General features: G+C 52.9%; 15 protein-coding genes. 10 read left to right on the top strand and 5 right to left on the bottom strand.

Going from position 1 to position 17,819, the window contains the following annotated elements; all coding sequences use genetic code 11:
• Window positions 1–133: 133 nt before the first annotated feature.
• From IE092_RS18190 to IE092_RS18180, 4 genes are all read left to right on the top strand, one after another.
• Entirely contained in the window at window positions 134–1,237 is a 1,104-nt protein-coding gene (locus tag IE092_RS18190) for a sensor histidine kinase (protein WP_189359046.1), read from the top strand.
• Window positions 1,234–1,434, top strand: coding sequence for a LytR/AlgR family response regulator transcription factor (locus IE092_RS18925; RefSeq protein ID WP_229793262.1), 201 nt, complete (start codon window positions 1,234–1,236; stop codon window positions 1,432–1,434). Before IE092_RS18190 ends, IE092_RS18925 begins: the two co-directional genes overlap by 4 nt.
• 135 nt (window positions 1,435–1,569) lie before the next feature.
• Window positions 1,570–1,986: a LytR/AlgR family response regulator transcription factor gene (locus IE092_RS18920; RefSeq protein WP_229793261.1), complete on the top strand. Its 417-nt coding sequence runs from the start codon at window positions 1,570–1,572 to the stop codon at window positions 1,984–1,986.
• 220 nt (window positions 1,987–2,206) lie between these two features.
• Window positions 2,207–2,761 carry a hypothetical protein gene (locus tag IE092_RS18180; protein WP_189359045.1) on the top strand — a complete coding sequence of 185 codons (555 nt, stop codon included), beginning with the start codon at window positions 2,207–2,209 and terminating at the stop codon, window positions 2,759–2,761.
• A gap of 178 nt (window positions 2,762–2,939) precedes the next feature.
• Here IE092_RS18180 and IE092_RS18175 read toward each other — a convergent pair whose 3' ends face one another.
• Window positions 2,940–3,596, bottom strand: a complete 657-nt coding sequence (locus IE092_RS18175) for a hypothetical protein (RefSeq protein ID WP_189359043.1) — start codon at window positions 3,594–3,596, stop codon at window positions 2,940–2,942.
• Window positions 3,597–3,677: 81 nt separating this feature from the next.
• Between IE092_RS18175 and IE092_RS18170 the strand changes: the two genes are divergently transcribed.
• Complete coding sequence (locus tag IE092_RS18170) at window positions 3,678–4,142, top strand: hypothetical protein (RefSeq protein ID WP_229793260.1); 465 nt, start codon at window positions 3,678–3,680, stop codon at window positions 4,140–4,142.
• A 190-nt stretch (window positions 4,143–4,332) separates the two neighbouring features.
• Here the strand turns inward: IE092_RS18170 and IE092_RS18165 are convergent, their stop codons facing one another.
• Window positions 4,333–5,127: a sulfite exporter TauE/SafE family protein gene (locus IE092_RS18165; protein ID WP_189359105.1), complete on the bottom strand. Its 795-nt coding sequence runs from the start codon at window positions 5,125–5,127 to the stop codon at window positions 4,333–4,335.
• A gap of 133 nt (window positions 5,128–5,260) precedes the next feature.
• On the opposite strand from IE092_RS18165, the gene IE092_RS18160 reads away from it, so the two are divergent.
• Window positions 5,261–6,127, top strand: coding sequence for an MBL fold metallo-hydrolase (locus IE092_RS18160; RefSeq protein ID WP_189359040.1), 867 nt, complete (start codon window positions 5,261–5,263; stop codon window positions 6,125–6,127).
• A gap of 12 nt (window positions 6,128–6,139) precedes the next feature.
• The gene (locus IE092_RS18155; RefSeq protein WP_189359038.1) at window positions 6,140–7,264 is read left to right on the top strand and encodes a 6-phosphofructokinase; all 1,125 of its coding nucleotides are present in this window, start codon (window positions 6,140–6,142) and stop codon (window positions 7,262–7,264) included.
• 84 nt (window positions 7,265–7,348) lie between these two features.
• On the opposite strand, the gene IE092_RS18150 is transcribed toward IE092_RS18155, so the two are convergent.
• Both IE092_RS18150 and IE092_RS18145 read right to left on the bottom strand, forming a co-directional pair.
• The gene (locus IE092_RS18150) at window positions 7,349–10,972 is read right to left on the bottom strand and encodes a sensor domain-containing phosphodiesterase (protein ID WP_189359035.1); all 3,624 of its coding nucleotides are present in this window, start codon (window positions 10,970–10,972) and stop codon (window positions 7,349–7,351) included.
• 316 nt (window positions 10,973–11,288) lie between these two features.
• A complete protein-coding gene (locus IE092_RS18145; protein WP_189359032.1) occupies window positions 11,289–12,605 on the bottom strand; it encodes a hemolysin family protein in 1,317 nt (438 codons plus the stop codon).
• Between the two features lie 410 nt (window positions 12,606–13,015).
• Here IE092_RS18145 and IE092_RS18140 point away from each other — a divergent pair, with 410 nt between their 5' ends.
• The 3 genes from IE092_RS18140 (at window position 13,016) to IE092_RS18130 (ending at window position 17,374) form a co-directional block, all read left to right on the top strand.
• Window positions 13,016–15,208: a site-specific recombinase gene (locus tag IE092_RS18140; protein WP_189359031.1), complete on the top strand. Its 2,193-nt coding sequence runs from the start codon at window positions 13,016–13,018 to the stop codon at window positions 15,206–15,208.
• Window positions 15,209–15,352: 144 nt separating this feature from the next.
• A complete protein-coding gene (locus IE092_RS18135) occupies window positions 15,353–16,012 on the top strand; it encodes a YitT family protein (RefSeq protein ID WP_189359029.1) in 660 nt (219 codons plus the stop codon).
• 240 nt (window positions 16,013–16,252) lie between these two features.
• On the top strand, window positions 16,253–17,374 hold the full coding sequence (locus IE092_RS18130) for a beta-ketoacyl-ACP synthase III (protein WP_189359027.1): 1,122 nt from the start codon (window positions 16,253–16,255) through the stop codon (window positions 17,372–17,374).
• A gap of 27 nt (window positions 17,375–17,401) precedes the next feature.
• On the opposite strand, the gene IE092_RS18125 is transcribed toward IE092_RS18130, so the two are convergent.
• Window positions 17,402–17,791 carry a hypothetical protein gene (locus tag IE092_RS18125; RefSeq protein WP_189359025.1) on the bottom strand — a complete coding sequence of 130 codons (390 nt, stop codon included), beginning with the start codon at window positions 17,789–17,791 and terminating at the stop codon, window positions 17,402–17,404.
• Window positions 17,792–17,819 lie beyond the last annotated feature (28 nt).

Below are 17,819 nucleotides of genomic sequence, written 5' to 3'. Positions count from 1 at the left end.
TCCTGTGTCTGCGCAGGTCAGGATGGCAAACACAGGATTACGTCTGCACTGCATTTCTCTCAACGGCTGCTTGCCATACGGTGCCGGCACCGGTATGTTAAGCCGCGTCCGTCAGCACTTCCCCCGGCTTTCTATGACTCACTCTTTTTTTCCGCGCGACCAGTGGTTCTGGCGTTTTCATGCCGTCGCAGTAATTGCCATTGTCATCATCACGCTACTGACATTTCAGTTCTGGGGCGAATTGTCACTGACCAATGTAATCTCCAGCCTGATCTGGTGTCTGCCCTACAGCGCCGCAGTACTTGGCTTCCGCTACCTGTTCCTGACCCGGGACTGGCAACAACTGGCCATGGCGAAACTGGTTTCTTTGTCGATTGCCTATGGCAGCCTGACAGCTGTGCTGGTGGTTGTGAGTGTGGCACTGTTTTCCAGCCTGATGCTTTGGATTGGCCCCGCCGGGCACGATCCGTCAGCCGCCAGCGCCGGCTTATCCTTACGCATGCTGACTGGCGGCGCACTGCAAGCCCAGTTATTCATCTGTATCTGGATTTTCATCTACATCAGTGTGACCAGTGCACGCCGGATTAAAGACACAGAACTGCGGAATCTGCGTCTGCAAAACACGCTGAAAGAAGCGCAGCTGAGTAGTTTATCGAATCAGCTGAACCCGCATTTCCTGTTCAATGCGCTCAATAATATCCGCTTCATGATGCATGAAAATACGCGGAATGCCGATGAAATGGTGCTCGCCCTGTCGGAGATTCTGCGTTACTCACTTGCCAGCAGTCATCGCGACAAAGTCGGCCTGCAGGAAGAACTGAATATCATTGAACGCTATTTAGCGCTTATGAAAATTCAGATGGAAGAACGTCTGCAGCTACGGATCAGCGTCAGCACCAGCCTGTACCCATGCTTACTGCCTCCCATGATCTTGCAGATGCTGATTGAAAATGCGATCAAACACGGTATTGAACAGATACCGGAAGGCGGTTTATTGTCGCTGCACGCAAATGAACAGGCGGACTCCCTGATATTTACCATCAGCAATGATCTGCCCGCCGGCTATAGTAACGACAAACCAGCGGCCACACTGGGTATCGGTCTGGAAAATATACGCAAACGTATCACGCTGCTGTACGGCAGCAAAGCAGTGCTGAGCGTACACGTACAGGAAACCCCGCCGGAAAAACCCGCATTTGCAGTGCTGTTGCAGATACCGAAGGAGATCAGACAATGAGAGCGATTGTTGTGGAAGATTCGCGACTGGCGCGTGAAGGCTTGATACGAATGTTAAGTCAGTATTCAGATATTACACTGATTGGTCAGGCAGAAAATATTCAGCGTGCCAGAGAAATCATCGATGCTGAAAGACCCGAACTGTTATTTCTGGATATTCACATGCCCGGCGGTACCTGCTTTTCATTGCTGGAGTAACTCGACTACTTACCCAAAATCATTTTCACCACGGCTTATTCGGAGTACGCCATACGCTCCTTTGATTTTAATACTGTCGATTATCTGCTGAAGCCAATCGCGCAGATACGCCTGGATGCCGCTATTGCGAAACTGGTGCAAGGTACACAAAGTGATGTTTCGCTGCACGACGAGCTGCCCTCCTGCGACGATGCGAAACAGCCTGCACTACCGCCCTTAGAAACCGGCAGCAAAATTTTTGTTAAAGACGGTGACCGTTGTCATCTGATCGATCTGATCGCAATACGTTATATCGAAAGCTGCAAAAACTATGTGCAACTCTTTTTTGGTGATCAGCATGCCTATGTCAAAAAGAGTATGCAAAGCATACAAGAACGATTACCCGTCAGCCTGTTCTTTCGCGCCAGCCGCCAGCACCTGATTAATTTGCGGGAAATCAGTTGCATAGAGGAATCCATCCGTGACGGTTATATGATCACCATGAGTGACGGAAAGCGCATCGAAGTATCGCGCAGACAGGCAACAGAACTCAAAAACCTGCTGAGCCTCTGAGTCATAGCGAAAAGAATCAGCGTCATCGGAACCGTACCAGGATTCTCCGTCGGTATCAGTTACCACTATGCCAGACTCCGCATCTGTCATTTCCCAACAACCAGACTTTCTGCCGACGACCGCCGGATCGTTGTGCTGAACTCCGCATTTGAGGTGTTTTCAGGCTGTTTTTTACCGTCCGGCGACTTACAATCGCAGCAACACATCAACCCTGCCAGCGATGATCACCGACGAAAACCGGCCGCCGCGCTACAGCTTGCGCAGCCACAGCGAATACCAAAGCAAACTGCTGAATGCACAAGGCCAGCCAATTGCTGTGGTCAATGGCGAGGCCATCAGTTTTCAGCAGGACTTCGGCGAACTGACCCTGATCGCCACCCACTATGATTACTTCGACGGCTGCAACCACTGGCTGTATCTGTTCAGAAGCAACACCCTGCTCGATCAGCTGACGCTGCCGGACAGCTTTGGCTTTGTCGATAAAGTACAGCGAATCAGCGCAAATACTTTGCAATTTAGCTTCCATGTGATCTGCAAACCGCGGGACGATGAAACCCCGCAGGCGCGTAACTGGCGGCTGTACTACGAAAAAAATCAGGCGTGGGAAGTGACGGTCAACCCGCAAGGCAGCCGGAACTGGCACTGGTCAGCGCTGATGCGCCGGCCTAACCGGTTTTTGCTGAGCAAGCGGTATGTGCTGGTAAGGTGTATTGATGTCAGCGATTTAGAGGTGCAATGTCAAAGCGCTATTCAAACTGACGATGGCGATCCGTGATTTTCAATTTCAAAAAGTACATCTCAGCGTTCACCCTCATCCGATCAGACTATGAGGGCGGGAAGCTTGCGATAACTTCCGGAAGCTTCAGCTTACAGACATCCACTATGCTGTCGATAGTTCAGGATCAGGTCCGATAGATTGATACGATTTCGCAGTGCAATGGAAGAATACTGAATTAACGGTATGACTGGCGCGAGTTTATTGAAGTCGGTGAAAAATTTAAAATCAATATTTCACTTCGCCCTTCATACTCGATCGGAATGCTCAACTCAAGATTTGATGGTGTTAAATTATCGAGATAGTAACGTTCGTTTTCATCAAGCCTGATATTGAATATTTTCTTATTTGGAAAAACACCGGAGAAATCGGGCGACATTGAAATAGTGCTTTTCTGATGAGAATCTAATATCAGCGCAGGCGCATTTTTTACGACGCCCTTAGTCACGGTATCCGAGTAACGTGTGTCAGCAGCAATGACTGAGCTATAAACTTTCAACTTAACCCCTTTTGGCTGGAAATTACTCCTGAGTTCCGCCTCATCGAAGCGGAGCTTTATTTGACCATTTGATTTGTTGTAAAAATTCATGCGAATGAAGTCAGAATTAATACTGAAATTCGCACTCATCAACTGCCCGTCACAGAACAGATCTGCGTACGGAGATATTTTCCTCGGATCTTTGAAGGTTTTCGACAGTACGATTTTTTCAACCGGTTCAGAAGACTGATTTCGTATAGTGAGTGTTCCCTCAAGATCAAAATCAGCGACTTTGGCGATCATCGTGCCACAAGCGGACAATGCTAATATCGCGAAAATTTGTACCAAGTATTTCATCGAATGCTCTTTCAATTCTGACTGTTATGCATCCTACCATTCATGAGGAATTGATTTCTCATCTTTGCTATATCAGGCAGGATGAAGCATCGCCTCGGCTCAAAAAGCGCGCTTTTTGATTTGCATCCTTCATCGCAAGAAAAAATATGTCGGCGCAACAATAAACTTTCCACGTTCGCACTATCAGATAGTCATCCGGATTCATTTATGAAGCTCATTAAAAGCAAAACAGAACTCGATATTCGCGAGCAACTTCTGAAATCAAATACATTCTTCCAATCACCTTCACGACTGAAAAGTGCACTGGAAGAACAAGGGCACTCAACCGCTCACGCATTTACCTTGAACTGGACTCCTGAGCAAGACGAGGATATCTATTTAGTTCTGGTTGATGGCGCCTATCTCGTCAAAATCGAACTCGACAGAGTGCAATCAGACTCTGTACCAGTTTGCGAGCGCATTGAAATCGCAGATTACAAGCATCAACTGAAAAAAATGAAGCAAATAGAATTACTGATTGCTCAGGATCTGGCTCACGCAAAATAAAGTCGGCTGTCCCTTGTACAGTGAATCGGCATCCATCACCAGAAATAGGCTCACCGACTATGCAACTCTCCGCATCCGTCATTTCCGGAGAACCAGACTTTCTGCCGACAACCGCCGGATCGCTGTGCTGAACTCCGCATTTGAGGTGTTTTCAGCGTTTTTTCAGTGTCTGCGCAATGACGGTGAAGGTTCAGGAGCCAAAGGCACGCCAGCACAGGCTGAGGGCGACGAGGCTTAACATCAGTGCGAAGCCTTGTTGTACGCGGCGGGCGGGCAGGTGGTGGACTAGGCGGCGGCCGGCCAGCATGCCGGCGATGGTGGCGATGACGAAGCCGCCGGAAAATGCCAGCGGCAGGCTGGCGCCGTGTGCCAGCGCGGAACCGACGCCGAGTGTGCCGACCATCGCAATAAAAAATAAGGATGTGGCAATCGCGCCGTGGATGGTCAGATTGGTGAAGTGGCGCAGCATAGGGACGATGATGAAGCCGCCGCCAACACCGAGTAAGCCCGTCATCAGACCGGCCAGACTGCCGATGCCTGCCATCAGGCCGCCGGTTTTCCAGTTCCAGACAAAGCGGCCGGTTGCGCTGTTGATGGTGGCGAGTGCACGCTGCTCTTCGTCGCAGGCAGGCTGACTGAGTTGTCGCCACAGGCGCAGCGCTACGCCAATCAGGATCGCAGCAAACAGCAGCATCAGCGTGGATTGCGGCAATTGTCCGGCCAGCCAGACGCCGGTCCAGGTCGGAATCATCGCGGCCGCAGCCATCAGCATCGCGGCGCGGTAACGCACTAATCCTTTGGAAAAGCCTTCAGCTGCACCGGCCACGGCACCGGCAGTTACCGCCAGCAAAGCCACCGGCATCGCCTGTTGCATGCTCCAGCCCTGCCCGTACACCAGCGCGGGTACGGCCAGTATGCCGCCACCGGCACCGGTCAGCCCCATCACGCTGCCGATCAGTAAGCCGGTCAGTGCCGCCATCAGTATTGCCATGTTGTCTCCTTGCGTTTGCAGCCGCCATCCTAATGCCGGTTTTGTGCGCGGTCTGTGACGGCGGTCACAGTGTTTGCCGCCGCTTTCTTGCTATGATGATAGTCATTCAACTTACCGGGAAGCAATGATGAATGCACAGATCCTCAGCTTTTTTGATCCTGCCACCGGCACCGGCACGCATCTGGTGTTTGACCAGCCGGGTGGCCGTGCGGCGGTGATTGATCCGGTGCTGGATTACGATCCGAAATCCGGCCGCACCCGCCATCAGAATGCCGACAAGGTACTGGCGGCGCTGCGTGAACATCAGCTGACACTGGACTGGATTATGGAAACCCATGCCCATGCCGATCATTTATCGGCGGCAGTCTACCTGCAACAGCAGGCGGGCGGCAAGACAGTGATTGGTGCCGGTATCGCCGGTGTGCAACAGGTTTTCCGCAAAGCTTTTGATCTGGAAGCGGATTTTGTGTGCGACGGTTCACAGTTTGATCATTTGCTGCACGATGGCGAAACGCTGCCGCTGGGCGCGCTGCATTTCACCGCAATTGCCGTTCCCGGCCACACACCTGCAGATATGGCGTATCAGATCGGTGATGCGGTGTTTGTCGGTGACACTATGTTTATGCCGGATGTGGGAACAGCGCGCTGCGATTTCCCCGGCGGCGATGCACGCGCTTTGTATCAGTCGGTACACAAGCTGCTGGCACTGCCTGCCGCGACACGCTTATTCCTGTGCCACGATTACCCGCCGGCTGGTTCCGGCCGCAGCCCTTGCCTCGTCACGACGGTGGCAGATCAGCGCGCCGGCAATATTCATGTGCATGACGGTATCAGCGAAGAAGACTTTGTGGTGATGCGCAGCCAGCGCGATGCAACGCTGGACATGCCGCAACTGATACTGCCATCGGTGCAGGTGAATATCCGCGCCGGACATTTTCCACCGGCCGCGGAGAATGGCGTACACTACCTGAAAATCCCGCTCAATTTTTTCTGAAGAAGAATATTTATGTCAGCAGCTCAATCCACAGCACGCCGTAAAATTGCAATCAGTACCGGCGGCGGTGACGCGCCCGGCCTGAATGCAGTGATTCATGCAGTGGTGATGTCTGCCACCCGTCTCGGCTGGGAATGCTACGGCATACGCGAGGGCTTTAACGGCATACTGCGTCCTGACCGTTATCCCACCGATGGCATTATCACGCTGACACCGGCGATGACTGAACACATCAGCGCCACCGGCGGCACCATCCTCGGCACCACCAATCACGGTAATCCTTTGCATTATCCGACCACCATGCCGGACGGCAGCGTGCAGGAAACCGACCGCAGCGCCGATATTCATGCGGCATTGCGCGCACGCGGCATTGATGCGCTGATCTGTATCGGTGGCGACGGAACACTGACGATTGCCCATGCCCTGCATCAGCAGGGATTAAACGTGATCGGCGTGCCGAAAACCATCGACAACGATCTGGATAAAACCTTTACTACATTTGGCTTTGATACGGCGGTTTCGTTTGCGACGGAATGCGTGGACCGCTTACACAGCACCGCAGCCAGCCATCAGCGCATTATGGTGGTGGAAGTGATGGGACGTTATGCAGGCTGGATTGCGCTGCACAGCGGCTTAGCCAGCGGTGCTCATGCAATTCTGATTCCGGAAATTCCTTACGATACGGCAGCACTGGCTGCCTTTCTGCGTGAACGCGACCAGCAAGGCCACCATTATTCGATTGTGATGGTGGCAGAAGGCGCACATGCTGCCGGACAAGCGCTGCATGTGCAGGCTGCTGCTGGTCAGGGTTATGTGGAAAGGCTGGGCGGGGTGGCGGCACATCTGGCGGCTGAACTGGAAACGCTGACCGGTAAAGAAGCGCGCGCCGTGGTGCTGGGCCATTTACTGCGCGGCGGCAGCCCGAGTGCATTTGACCGCGTTTCCGCGCTGCGCTTCGGCGCTGCTGCGGTACGTGCGCTGGCGGAAGGCCAGTCCGGCATGATGGTGGCACTGGCATTTCCGAATGTGAATTACGTACCGCTGGAAGAAGTTGCAGGCCGTATGAAAGCGGTACCGGCCGACAGCGATACGCTGATGACGGCAAAAGAAACCGGCATTTTTACTGGCCAGCCATAAGCTTTTCCTGATCAGGTATTACGTAAAAATAGCGCAGACCATTGCCGGTCTGCGCTTTTTTATTTTCCGTATAAACAGCGAAGATTATTGCAGATAAGTTTTCAGATCATGCTCCACCCAGCGCATGAAGGCATCCGGTGGTAAAGGCCGCGAGAAAAAGTATCCCTGAATTTCATCACATCCCTGCCCTTGCAGAAAACTGAGCTGATCGGGCGTTTCCACGCCTTCCGCAATCGTAATCATTTCCAGTTTATGCGCCATGCTGATCACCGCGCTGATGATGGCTTCATCTTCCGGATCTTCGCTGACATCATGCACAAATGATTTATCGATTTTTAATTTGTATACTTTAAACTTCTTCAGATAACTGAGTGACGAATAGCCGGTTCCGAAATCATCAATCGACAATCGCACACCCTGCGCATGCAATTGATTCATCATCGCAATCGCCGCTGCCGGATCATGCATTGCCATACTCTCGGTCAGTTCCAGTTCCAGACAATCCGGCGGCACACCGGTCTCTTCCAATAAACGCTGCACCAGTGAAGGCAATTCCTTATTTCTGAACTGTACTGCAGACAAATTCACAGCCATACAAAAATCCGATAAGCCATGATCACGCCAGACTTTCAGCTGTTGCAACGCGGTACGTAATACCCATTCACCGATTTCCAGAATCAGTCCGCTTTCCTCGGCCACCGGAATAAATTCCGCAGGAGACACCACACCCAGCACCGGATGCGTCCAGCGCAACAAGGCTTCTGCGCCAGCCAGTTTGCGACCGGTCAGGCTGATTTGCGGCTGATAATGCAGGGCGAACTGCTGCCCTGCCAGCGCGTGCCGCAGCGCGTTCACCAGTTCGAGGTGGCGCGCTGAACGTTCCTGCATTTCGCGGGTAAAGAAACTGAAGGTATTTCTGCCCTGAGTTTTGGAGCGGTACATTGCCGCATCCGCATTGCGCAACAAGGTTTCCAGATCGGCACCATCTTCCGGGTACACTGCAATCCCGATTGATGGCGTTACATTCAATTCATATCCGCCAATAGCAAATGATGTACTGACCAGCGAAATCAGTTTCTGCGCAATGCGCTCCGTAGATTTTTCATCAACATCGGTCAGCATCACGATAAATTCATCGCCACCCAGACGCGACAGCACATCTTCTTCGCGCAGATTCTGACGCAGGCGGTTAGCCACTTCCACCAGCAGACTGTCGCCGATACTGTGACCAAGGGTATCGTTCACATCTTTAAAATGATCAAGATCGAGGAAAAGCAGCGCCAGACGGCGCTGATTACGCTCAGCGTGATTAATTGCGGCACGGGCGCGTTCTTCCAGCAGGCTGCGGTTTGGTAATCCCGTCAGTAAATCAAAATGCGCGAGATAACGAATGCGCTCATCGTTACGTTTTTTATCTGTGATATCTTCCTGAATCGCAAGGAAATGCGTGACTTGACCTTTGGCATCGCGGATCGGTGAAATATGGGTCAGATCCACATGTTCCGTGCCATCGGTGTAACGGTTAATCAGTTCTCCTTTCCAGCTCTCGCCTTTACGCAACTGATCCCACATTTCCTGATAGGTTGCAGGCGGTGTTTTACCGGAACTCAGTATGCTAGGACGCGATCCGATAATGTCCTGCAAGCGACGACCGGTATTCTGCAGGTAACTGGCATTCGCGTATTCAATCTGTATGTCACTGTCAGTAATCAGAATCGCATTCGAACTTTGTTCCACTGCCTGCGATAGCTTGTGTTGCGCATCAAGTGACTGACGGTGTTCGATGGCGAGTGCTGCCAGCCCGGCAGCCATTTCCAGCAATTGCAAATCGAAAGCGGAAGGCGCACGCGGATCTGCGTGATAAATAGCAAACGCGCCGTAGATTTTGCCGGAAGTGGAGACAATCGGCTCAGACCAGCAGGAGCGCAAACCGGCACGCTGCGCCAGCGGCCAGTAGTCGCGCCAGAACGGATGCACTGCAAGGTCTTCCGCAATCGTGCGCTCACCGGTGGCAATCGCATTGCCACAAGAGCCTACCCCGGGACCAACTTTGACACCATCAATTGCTTCTGAATAAAACACTGGCAGACTCGGTATAGCGCCGGCGCGTAAAGTCTCACCATCTTTATCCAGCAACATCACGGTGCAGTAGCAATGCGGCAAAATCGCTTCCATTTTGTTGACAGCTTCTTCAAGGAAGTGATGCAGCGTCAGGCTGGCGGTCACTTTTTCAAGCAGGAAGCCGCGTAGTTCTTCGATCTGCAGTGAATGCTGACGTTCGTTTTCCAGTTCAAAACGATTCAGTACATGGCCGACATCGACTACAAATTCAGTCAGTAAGGTACGTACCACTTCATCAAATGCCGCCGGATTTTCAGCACACACAATAAAACTGCCAATCGCCTGATGATTTACCTGCAAAGGCAAGGCAGCAATCGCACCACAGTGATATTGTTGTGCCAGGGAACGCCAGCCTTCAGCCTGTACCGGATCTTGAATATCCGGATACCAGACTGTCTCGCCACGGCAGCAATGGGGAAAATAAAAATCAAACTGGCGCTGAACGACCGCTTCGGGAATCTTGTTAATTCCGGTCAGAACGCCGCTGATACTTTCGCTGACAATCTGCATTTCCTGTTTGACCGGATCACATAAGGCTACCCACGCAACTTTCAGTCCGGCCAGAATGACAGCGTCCTGACAAATACGCGGGAAAAGGTCGTCTTTTTCTTCGATGCGCAGAATAGACTGATTGCACTGCGCCAGCGCCAGATACATTTGATTGATGCGATGACTTTTTTCCAGTTCAGCACGTAATTCATGATCAATCCGTGCCAGTTGCTGACGGGTTGCCTGTATACCCGCCATGATGCTGTGAGGCGATGCGTCCGGTTGATGTGACGGCGTATCAAACTGACCACGACCAAGCGCCGCCAGACATTGCTGAAGATCGACCACATTTCCGCCAAGGATAATCTGCAACTGGCGATAGGCGCGCCAGAACAAGCCCAGCGTCACCATGCCAAGTAAAAGAAAAGCAATCAGAATGTGATTTGCGGTTTTTTTACTTTCTTCGAGTTTCAGATCAAGTCGAAAAGACATCAGCCGGTGCGCTTCGGCAATCGGTGCCAGAATATTCAGTTTGGCGACACGGTACTCCTGATCGAATAGCAATCGTATGGCACGTTCACGTCCCAGATCGACATTCCGCCCCGGGTTTTCCGCCATATTCATTGCTTGTTTTTCCAGCTTTGCCAGAATGTCGGAATTGGTTTTGGCGACCAGTAATAATTCGTATTCTTTATCTGACAAACCGGCTTCACGCAGCAATTGCAAAAGGGGTCTGCTTGGCGTAGTCACGGCAGCCGGACTGCCGGATTCCAGCGTCGGTGTCAGATCATGAAAAGCATATTCGCCAAACGGCAGACGCGGACGCTTGCCTTCCCGTACCTCCATCACTTCATTGAAATACTGGCGGTACACTGTGTCACCGGTAATGACATAGGCGCGGGCAAAGCGGGTCAGGTCTTCCGATGTACGGATCAGTTCATCGGTCAGTTCATGCGACACGAAGCGGTTATCGTTGACGTCATCCACCTCTTTCTCAGCCCTGACATACAAACCGAATGCAATCGCAAATGCGCAAAATGACACCAGCGTCAGCCAGAAACTGAGTTTGAATTGTCCTGATGCTGCTTTTCCAGCCATATGCTTTTACCCGCCAAAAGTGAGTTCAGTGCTGCACAGAATTTTCCTTCTATCAATATAGCTGAATTGGTGACAGGAAACACGGTGATCGGCGCAGCTTATGATGTTTCACATTCCGGCGTTGTATCCGGCGTTGTTTAAAGCACCGTTTTCTGGTTTCTGAGTGGTTTGTCAGACTGCTTTCATGCTGTCGGCAGCGCAATTTTTTACCGCAGGGCAATAAAAAAACGCAGCACAGCGTTTCCGCTGGCTGCGTTTCTGACAAGTTTTTTGACCGGCACTAATCGTTCATTTGATCAGATGTTCCACCAGTCTTTCAGTGCTCATGCCGGTCTGCTAACGGTTCTTTAGGATGAATCCGAACCAGCACGATGCGCGGACCATTCATTTTTTTCACCACTGCATCGAAGCGGTCAAAAGAAATCTTCTGACCTTCCGACGGAATTTCACCGAGCTTTTCCATGATCAGGCCACCGATGGATTCGACTTCGTCATCATCCAGTTCAAAACCCAGCGCCATCCCCAGCGTATGCAGCGGCAGACTGCCTTTGCCCAGCAAGGTGCCATCGTCCAGCAGCGTCCAGTCGTTTTCATTCTGACGGAATTCATCACGGATCTGCCCAACCAGTGCACTGAGCAGGTTGTCCAGTGTCAGAAAGCCCACCGGATTGCTGCCTTTATGGCCGACAATCGCAAAGTGCGGCGCACCTTTACGGAAGCGGCGGAATAATTCCAGCGCCGGCATGGTTGGCGGCACATATTCGACCTGACGTAAATGGCGACTCAGATCGTCCAGTGGCTTACCGGCCTGTTGTGCCAGAAACAAATCTTTCAGATGCAGCATACCGAGTACGGTTTTTTCATCTTCATCAAAATACGGATAGCGGCTGAAGCGGTGACGCGCAGCAGTTTCCATGTTTTCCTGCAGTGACTGGCCTTTATACATCGCCACCACTTCATTGATAGGGCGCATCAGATCCGAGACTTCCAGTCCGCCGAAATCCAGCGCCTGCGCCATCAGGCTCCACTCGTCACTGCCGGCATTGGTTTCATGGCCACCGCGCAGAATCAGGCGCAGCTCTTCCTGAGAATAATGTGCATCGCTGCCGTGTACTGCATCCAGTCCCAGCCAGTGCAACACTTTGTTGGAGCTGGCATTCAGCACCCAGATTGCCGGGAACATGATCCAGTAAAACGCATACAGCGGTGGCGCGGTCCACAAAGACACCCGTTCAGGCATGCGGATCGCCATCGATTTCGGCGCAAGTTCACCGACCACGATGTGCAAAAACGAAATGACAAAGAAAGCGAAGAAGAAGGAAACCGCGTGTATCAGTTCCTGTGAGGTGACACCGGCCAGTGCAAACAGCGGTTCCAGCAAACGTGCAAACGCCGGTTCACCGATCCAGCCCAGCCCCAGCGATGCCAGCGTGATACCAAGCTGACAGGCAGATAAGTAAGTGTCGAGATGGCGGTGTACGGTCAGTAAGAGTTTGCCGCGCAGACCTGTTTTGCGCGCCAGACTGCGTACCCGTGTCTGGCGCAGCTTCACCAGACCAAATTCCGCTGCCACGAAAAAGCCGTTCAGCAGCACCAGAGCAAATGCCGCAACGACCAGTAACAAATTATTCAACGCTTTCCCTTAAGAATAAACACGCCGATACTGTAGACGAAATTTCTGTGACGTGCATGGTTTCTGCATGTAAACAGTCTTAATTTTCAATACTTTGCCAAAAAAAGGAACTAATTCCGGCTAAATTCATCAGACTATGGCTGGCGATTCGCCCGCACGGCGGCATCGCTATAATGCATCAGACATACTCAGGCGCTGAGACCAGCAGCCTTTTTGCCCCGCCAGTCGGGACGTCCGCTATCCATTTTTTCAACCAGACATGCGCAGCAAACGCGCCTGTTGTCCGCAACAAACCGGCAGCCTTGTGCAGCATTAGATGACAAGGCTGACAAAATCAGTTACAACACGGAAACCTGTCATTTCCTCCGTGACAAGTATGCACGGTATCCGTTCTTCAGAAAGGAGTTTTCATGTCCTTTGACCATATTTTGTCCTGCATCGCACAGGCTGTGCATGAAAATCCACAAACCAGTGACATCACGCATTTACAGGCACTGGTCAACACCATCCGTCCGGCGAAAGCCAGAGACATTCAGCGCGCCACCGACAATCTGCGCGCGCTGTGCTTTTTACTGCGCCAGCGTCCGGCATGGCGGCATGCGCTGCGCTGCTACCTGACCCAGATCGTGTGCCGCCGCAAACTGGTGCATTTGCTGACCGACACCGGCATCACACTGAACGATGGTTTCTGGGGCGCCGCTGCAACGCGTGTATTTAACCGCTTACTGCCGCCACTGATCAATGATGAATATCTGAAAGATGTATTCGGACAGATTTTTAATCGCGATGATGATTATGTGTGGGTGCAGGGTGTCGCCGATGATGTCTGGGCCGACCTGATCCGCAGTCTGGGCGGGCGCTTACCGAAAGTGCGCCATACCCACAAGCTGATGACCGATGAAGTGCTGAATGCGGTACAAGTGTTGTCATACCGTATTACCACCATTGGTCTGGAAGCAGAACTGGTGCGCAATTATCCGGCCATTGAAAAATTCGAGTCGCCGTTCCTGCGCCAGAACGATGAAATCAATAATTACGCTGAAACCTACCGCGCCTGGTTTCACAACCCGCAGTTGCAGCGTGAAGACTGTCAGCACATTGTGATTTTGCTGACCCAGTGCGATGAAATCGTGCAGCGCATACGCAAAACAGCTGCGCAGAACGGGGTTTCTGTCAGTCTGACCCGCTTGCTGTTACGTCTGACGCAAAGTATGCAGCGCCTGCGCACCCTGCTGGCATTGCTCGACAGCCGTGAACTGCGCGACACCATCACACTGGCCGTGCCTTTATTCAAAGAACTGGTCAGAGCGGATAACCGTCAGCACAGTGTGCGCGAGCTGGTACAGAGCAATACGGAATTATTATCGCTGCAGGTGACCGAACGCGCTGGTCGCAGCGGTGAGCACTATGTCACCAGCACCCGCGAAGAATGGCTGGCGATGATGAAATCCGCAATGGGCGCAGGCTTTATCGTCGGCTTCATGGCGCTGATCAAAATCCTGTTCGGTGCGATGGCACTGGCACCTTTCGGTTATGCGCTGCTGTTCAGTCTGAATTACTCTGCCGGTTTTGTGCTGGTGCATATTCTGCATTTCACGATTGCAACCAAACAGCCTGCGATGACGGCAGCGGTCATCGCCCGCACCATAGATCAGGGTAAGCAAAAGCTGGATGAACTGACCGAACTGATCGTGCGCGTGATCCGCTCGCAACTGATTGCGATTGCCGGGAATATTGTGCTGGCGATGCCGACTGCGCTGATCATTGCGTGGCTGTGGTATGGCTTTACCGGCGACCATTTAGTCAGTCCGCAAAAAGCAGAACACTTACTGCATGATCTTGATCCGCTGCACAGCATGGCCTTACCACATGCGGCAATTGCCGGTGTGTGTCTGTTTTTGTCCGGTCTGATTTCCGGCTATTACGATAACAAAGCCAGTTACGCGCAAATTCCGGCGCGCCTGCGTCAGCTGGGCTGGTTACGCAGCTTGCTTGGTGAGCAGCGCCTGCAGCGCATGACGGATTACATCGGCCAGCATCTGGGCGCACTGGCCGGTAATTTCTTTTTCGGGATTATGCTGGGTTCGATCGGCCAGTTCGGGCAATTCTTCGGCCTGCCGGTGGATATCCGCCATATCACTTTCTCCAGTGCGAATTTTGTATTCGCGCTGACCGGACTGGAATACGCGGTGTCGTGGCAAGCCATGCTGTACAGCTTTATCGGCGTGCTGCTGATTGGTCTGGTCAATCTGGGCGTCAGTTTCAGTCTGGCACTGATGGTGGCACTGCGTTCACGCCGTGCCAGCTTTGGTCTGGGCGGCCCTTTGCTCGGCTTGCTGTGGAAGCGTTTCCGTCATGGTGCGCGTGATTTCTTCCTGCCGGAAAAACCCGTTACCGTCAGTGCCGCACCCGAGGGCTGGGTAGTGCAGGAACCGGTATTGTTACAGGAAGCGGCGAATGATCCTTTACCGGAACAGGAAACCGTCTCCGCACCTGTAATCGTAGCCAGTGTTTCCGCACTGAATACAGAAACTGCAGCGCAGGATACGAAGCCCGGTGACACCGATACAGCCGCCGCCAGCCGGCAGCAGAAATTGCTGTAAATGCCATTCCTGCTTTGCGCACAGTCACTGGCTGTGCCGCAAGGCTTGATGCAACGCAAGACAGCGCATATTGTGAAGCGAACAGACGCGGGAAGCACCCGCGCTCTGCGTACAATCCGGTGATTTCCTACTGAATGCGCTGCCATGTCCGACACTACTTCCGGCTCTGCCGCTCCTGCATCCAAAGCACTGACACGCCGATTCGTCCCGCACAGCTGGTTTGAAGATGTGCTGGCGATTCTGACCGGAACGCTGCTGGTTTCACTGGGCGTGGCCTTATTCAATCAGGCCGGGCTGCTGACCGGCGGCACCGCCGGACTGGCATTTCTGACGCATTATCTGAGCGGCTACAGCTTCGGCACGGTGTTCTTCATCATCAATCTACCGTTCTACTATCTGGCCTTCAAACGCATGGGCTGGCCATTCACGATCAAAACCTTTTGTTCTGTCGGGCTGGTCTCGCTGATGTCCGGCCTGCACCCGAAAATTATTCACCTGAGTCAGGACAACACGCTGGCGATGTTTTATGTAGCGCTGACCGGCGGCTTGCTGATGGGTGTCGGCTTTATCGTACTGTTCCGCCATCAGGCCAGCCTCGGCGGCATCAATATTCTGGCGCTGTATCTGCAGCAAACCCGTGGCATCCGCGCCGGTAAGCTGCAAATGGGACTGGATATCCTGATCGTCCTCGCGTCGATCCGCGTGGTCGGCTGGCAGGCGCTGGCGGCTTCTGTGGTCGGTGCATTTGCCCTGAATCTGGCGATCAGCCTGAACCACCGCCCCGGCCGCTATATGGCGGTCTGATCCGGCCAGCGGTTCAGCCTCGTGCTGCGGGAGAAAGGATTTCCGCAGCACCATCCCTCAGCACAACAAGCGCACCATTTTGGAACAAGCACTCTATTTCGGTAATCCGTCGCCGGAATTGTCATCGCTTCTGTGTAAAATGAAGCGACGAAGTCGCGTTTTTACGCCCCGCCAACACTATGGCGACTGACGGTGTTTTGCCAGCGCAAACTGCCAGCCGCTCTTTACAGAAAGCCTGCAATGAATCAAGTCGTTATCAGTGGTACCGGTCTGTACACGCCTGCTGAATCTGTTTCCAATGAAGAACTGGTTGCCTGTTTCAATGCCTATGTGGAACAGTACAACCACGACAATGCCGCCGCGATTGCCGCCGGTGAACTGACTGCGCTGGAAGGTTCCAGCACTGCTTTTATCGAAAAAGCTTCCGGCATTCAGTCGCGTTATGTGATGAACAAAGAAGGCGTACTGGATGTGAAGCGCATGGTGCCGCGCATTCCGGAACGTGCGGACGACGAACAATCCATCATGTGCGAAATGGCCGTGGTCGCTGCCCGTCAGGCGCTGGAACGCGCCGGTAAAACTGCAGCCGACGTGGATGCCGTGCTGTGCGCCGCGTCGAATATGCAGCGCGCTTATCCTGCAATGGCCGTTGAAATCCAGAATGCGCTCGGCATTGATGGTTACGGCTTCGATATGAACGTCGCCTGCTCTTCCGCCACCTTCGGTATTCAGGCCGCAGTCGGTGCGATTCAGTCCGGTCAGGCGCGCGCCGTACTGGTCGTGAATCCGGAAATCACCAGCGGCCACCTGAACTGGCGCGACCGCGACAGCCACTTCATTTTCGGTGATGCCTGTACCGCCATCCTGATTGAACGCGCTGATCTGGCAACGTCTGCGCACCAATTCGAAATCGTTGGTCTGAAACTGAAAACCCAGTTCTCCAACAATATCCGCAATAACTTCGGCTTCTTAAACCGCGCCGATGAAAGCGGTGTTGGTCAGCCGGACAAACTGTTCCGTCAGCAAGGCCGCAAAGTGTTTAAAGATGTGTGCCCGATGGCGGCGGAGGTGATCACCTCTACCGTGCAGCAAGCCGGTCTGGCGGTGAACGATATCAGCCGTTTCTGGCTGCATCAGGCGAACCTGAACATGAACCTGCTGATCGCCCGCCTGATTCTGGGTCGCGACGCGACACCGGAAGAATCGCCGACCATTCTGAACGAATACGCGAACACATCTTCCGCCGGTTCGATTATCGCTTTCCACAGATATCAGGACGATCTGCAAAGCGGCCAGCAAGGCGTGATCTGCTCGTTCGGTGCCGGTTACTCGATCGGCTGCGTTGTGGTGCGCAAGCGCTGATTCACAACGCGGCTTCACGCCGCTGAATCACGCAAACCACATCGCCGGCTGATATTGCACCGGCCAGAAAAAAACCGCGCTACGGCGCGGTTTTGTTTTTTGTCTGCAAAAGACGTTTTCTGCACGCCGGCTCTGGACGGCAAAGTCCCTCCTGCGGCGGATCCGGCACACGACATCTGAACGGTTAAAACAGCCCGAAAATCCCTCAAATGCGGACTTTTGCACAGCACCCTGGCGGTCGTCGGCAGAAAGTCTGGCGATCAGGAAAACTGAATTGCCGAAAACCGCATAACAACAGCACGCAATACGCGGCACAACCGGGCGCGTATTGTTGATGCGACCATCAATCCGGTCGGGCAAAAACGTGCACAAATTCGATTCTTTTCGGCAAGATTTCCACGCGGAAAGTTGTTTCAAATTCTCATTTTTTCGGAATTTTCACTCA

Origin of the sequence: Cognatundibacterium squillarum, from assembly GCF_014652435.1 — a bacterium.
In the GTDB taxonomy this organism is placed as follows: Bacteria; Pseudomonadota; Gammaproteobacteria; order Burkholderiales; family Burkholderiaceae_D; genus Undibacterium; species Undibacterium squillarum.
The sequence above is the reverse complement of the archived record's forward strand: the minus strand, read 5'-3'. Positions and strand labels throughout refer to the sequence as shown.

Excerpts from the sequence above, each read along its gene's own strand:
- IE092_RS18180 (WP_189359045.1), top strand. The coding sequence starts at position 2,207 with ATGATCACCGACGAAAACCGGCCGCCGCGCTACAGCTTGCGCAGCCAC.
- IE092_RS18170 (WP_229793260.1), top strand. The coding sequence starts at position 3,678 with ATGAAGCATCGCCTCGGCTCAAAAAGCGCGCTTTTTGATTTGCATCCT.
- IE092_RS18190 (WP_189359046.1), top strand. The coding sequence starts at position 134 with ATGACTCACTCTTTTTTTCCGCGCGACCAGTGGTTCTGGCGTTTTCAT.
- IE092_RS18135 (WP_189359029.1), top strand. The coding sequence starts at position 15,353 with ATGTCCGACACTACTTCCGGCTCTGCCGCTCCTGCATCCAAAGCACTG.
- IE092_RS18175 (WP_189359043.1), bottom strand. The coding sequence starts at position 3,596 with ATGAAATACTTGGTACAAATTTTCGCGATATTAGCATTGTCCGCTTGT.
- IE092_RS18130 (WP_189359027.1), top strand. The coding sequence starts at position 16,253 with ATGAATCAAGTCGTTATCAGTGGTACCGGTCTGTACACGCCTGCTGAA.
- IE092_RS18925 (WP_229793262.1), top strand. The coding sequence starts at position 1,234 with ATGAGAGCGATTGTTGTGGAAGATTCGCGACTGGCGCGTGAAGGCTTG.
- IE092_RS18150 (WP_189359035.1), bottom strand. The coding sequence starts at position 10,972 with ATGGCTGGAAAAGCAGCATCAGGACAATTCAAACTCAGTTTCTGGCTG.
- IE092_RS18160 (WP_189359040.1), top strand. The coding sequence starts at position 5,261 with ATGAATGCACAGATCCTCAGCTTTTTTGATCCTGCCACCGGCACCGGC.
- IE092_RS18155 (WP_189359038.1), top strand. The coding sequence starts at position 6,140 with ATGTCAGCAGCTCAATCCACAGCACGCCGTAAAATTGCAATCAGTACC.
- IE092_RS18140 (WP_189359031.1), top strand. The coding sequence starts at position 13,016 with ATGTCCTTTGACCATATTTTGTCCTGCATCGCACAGGCTGTGCATGAA.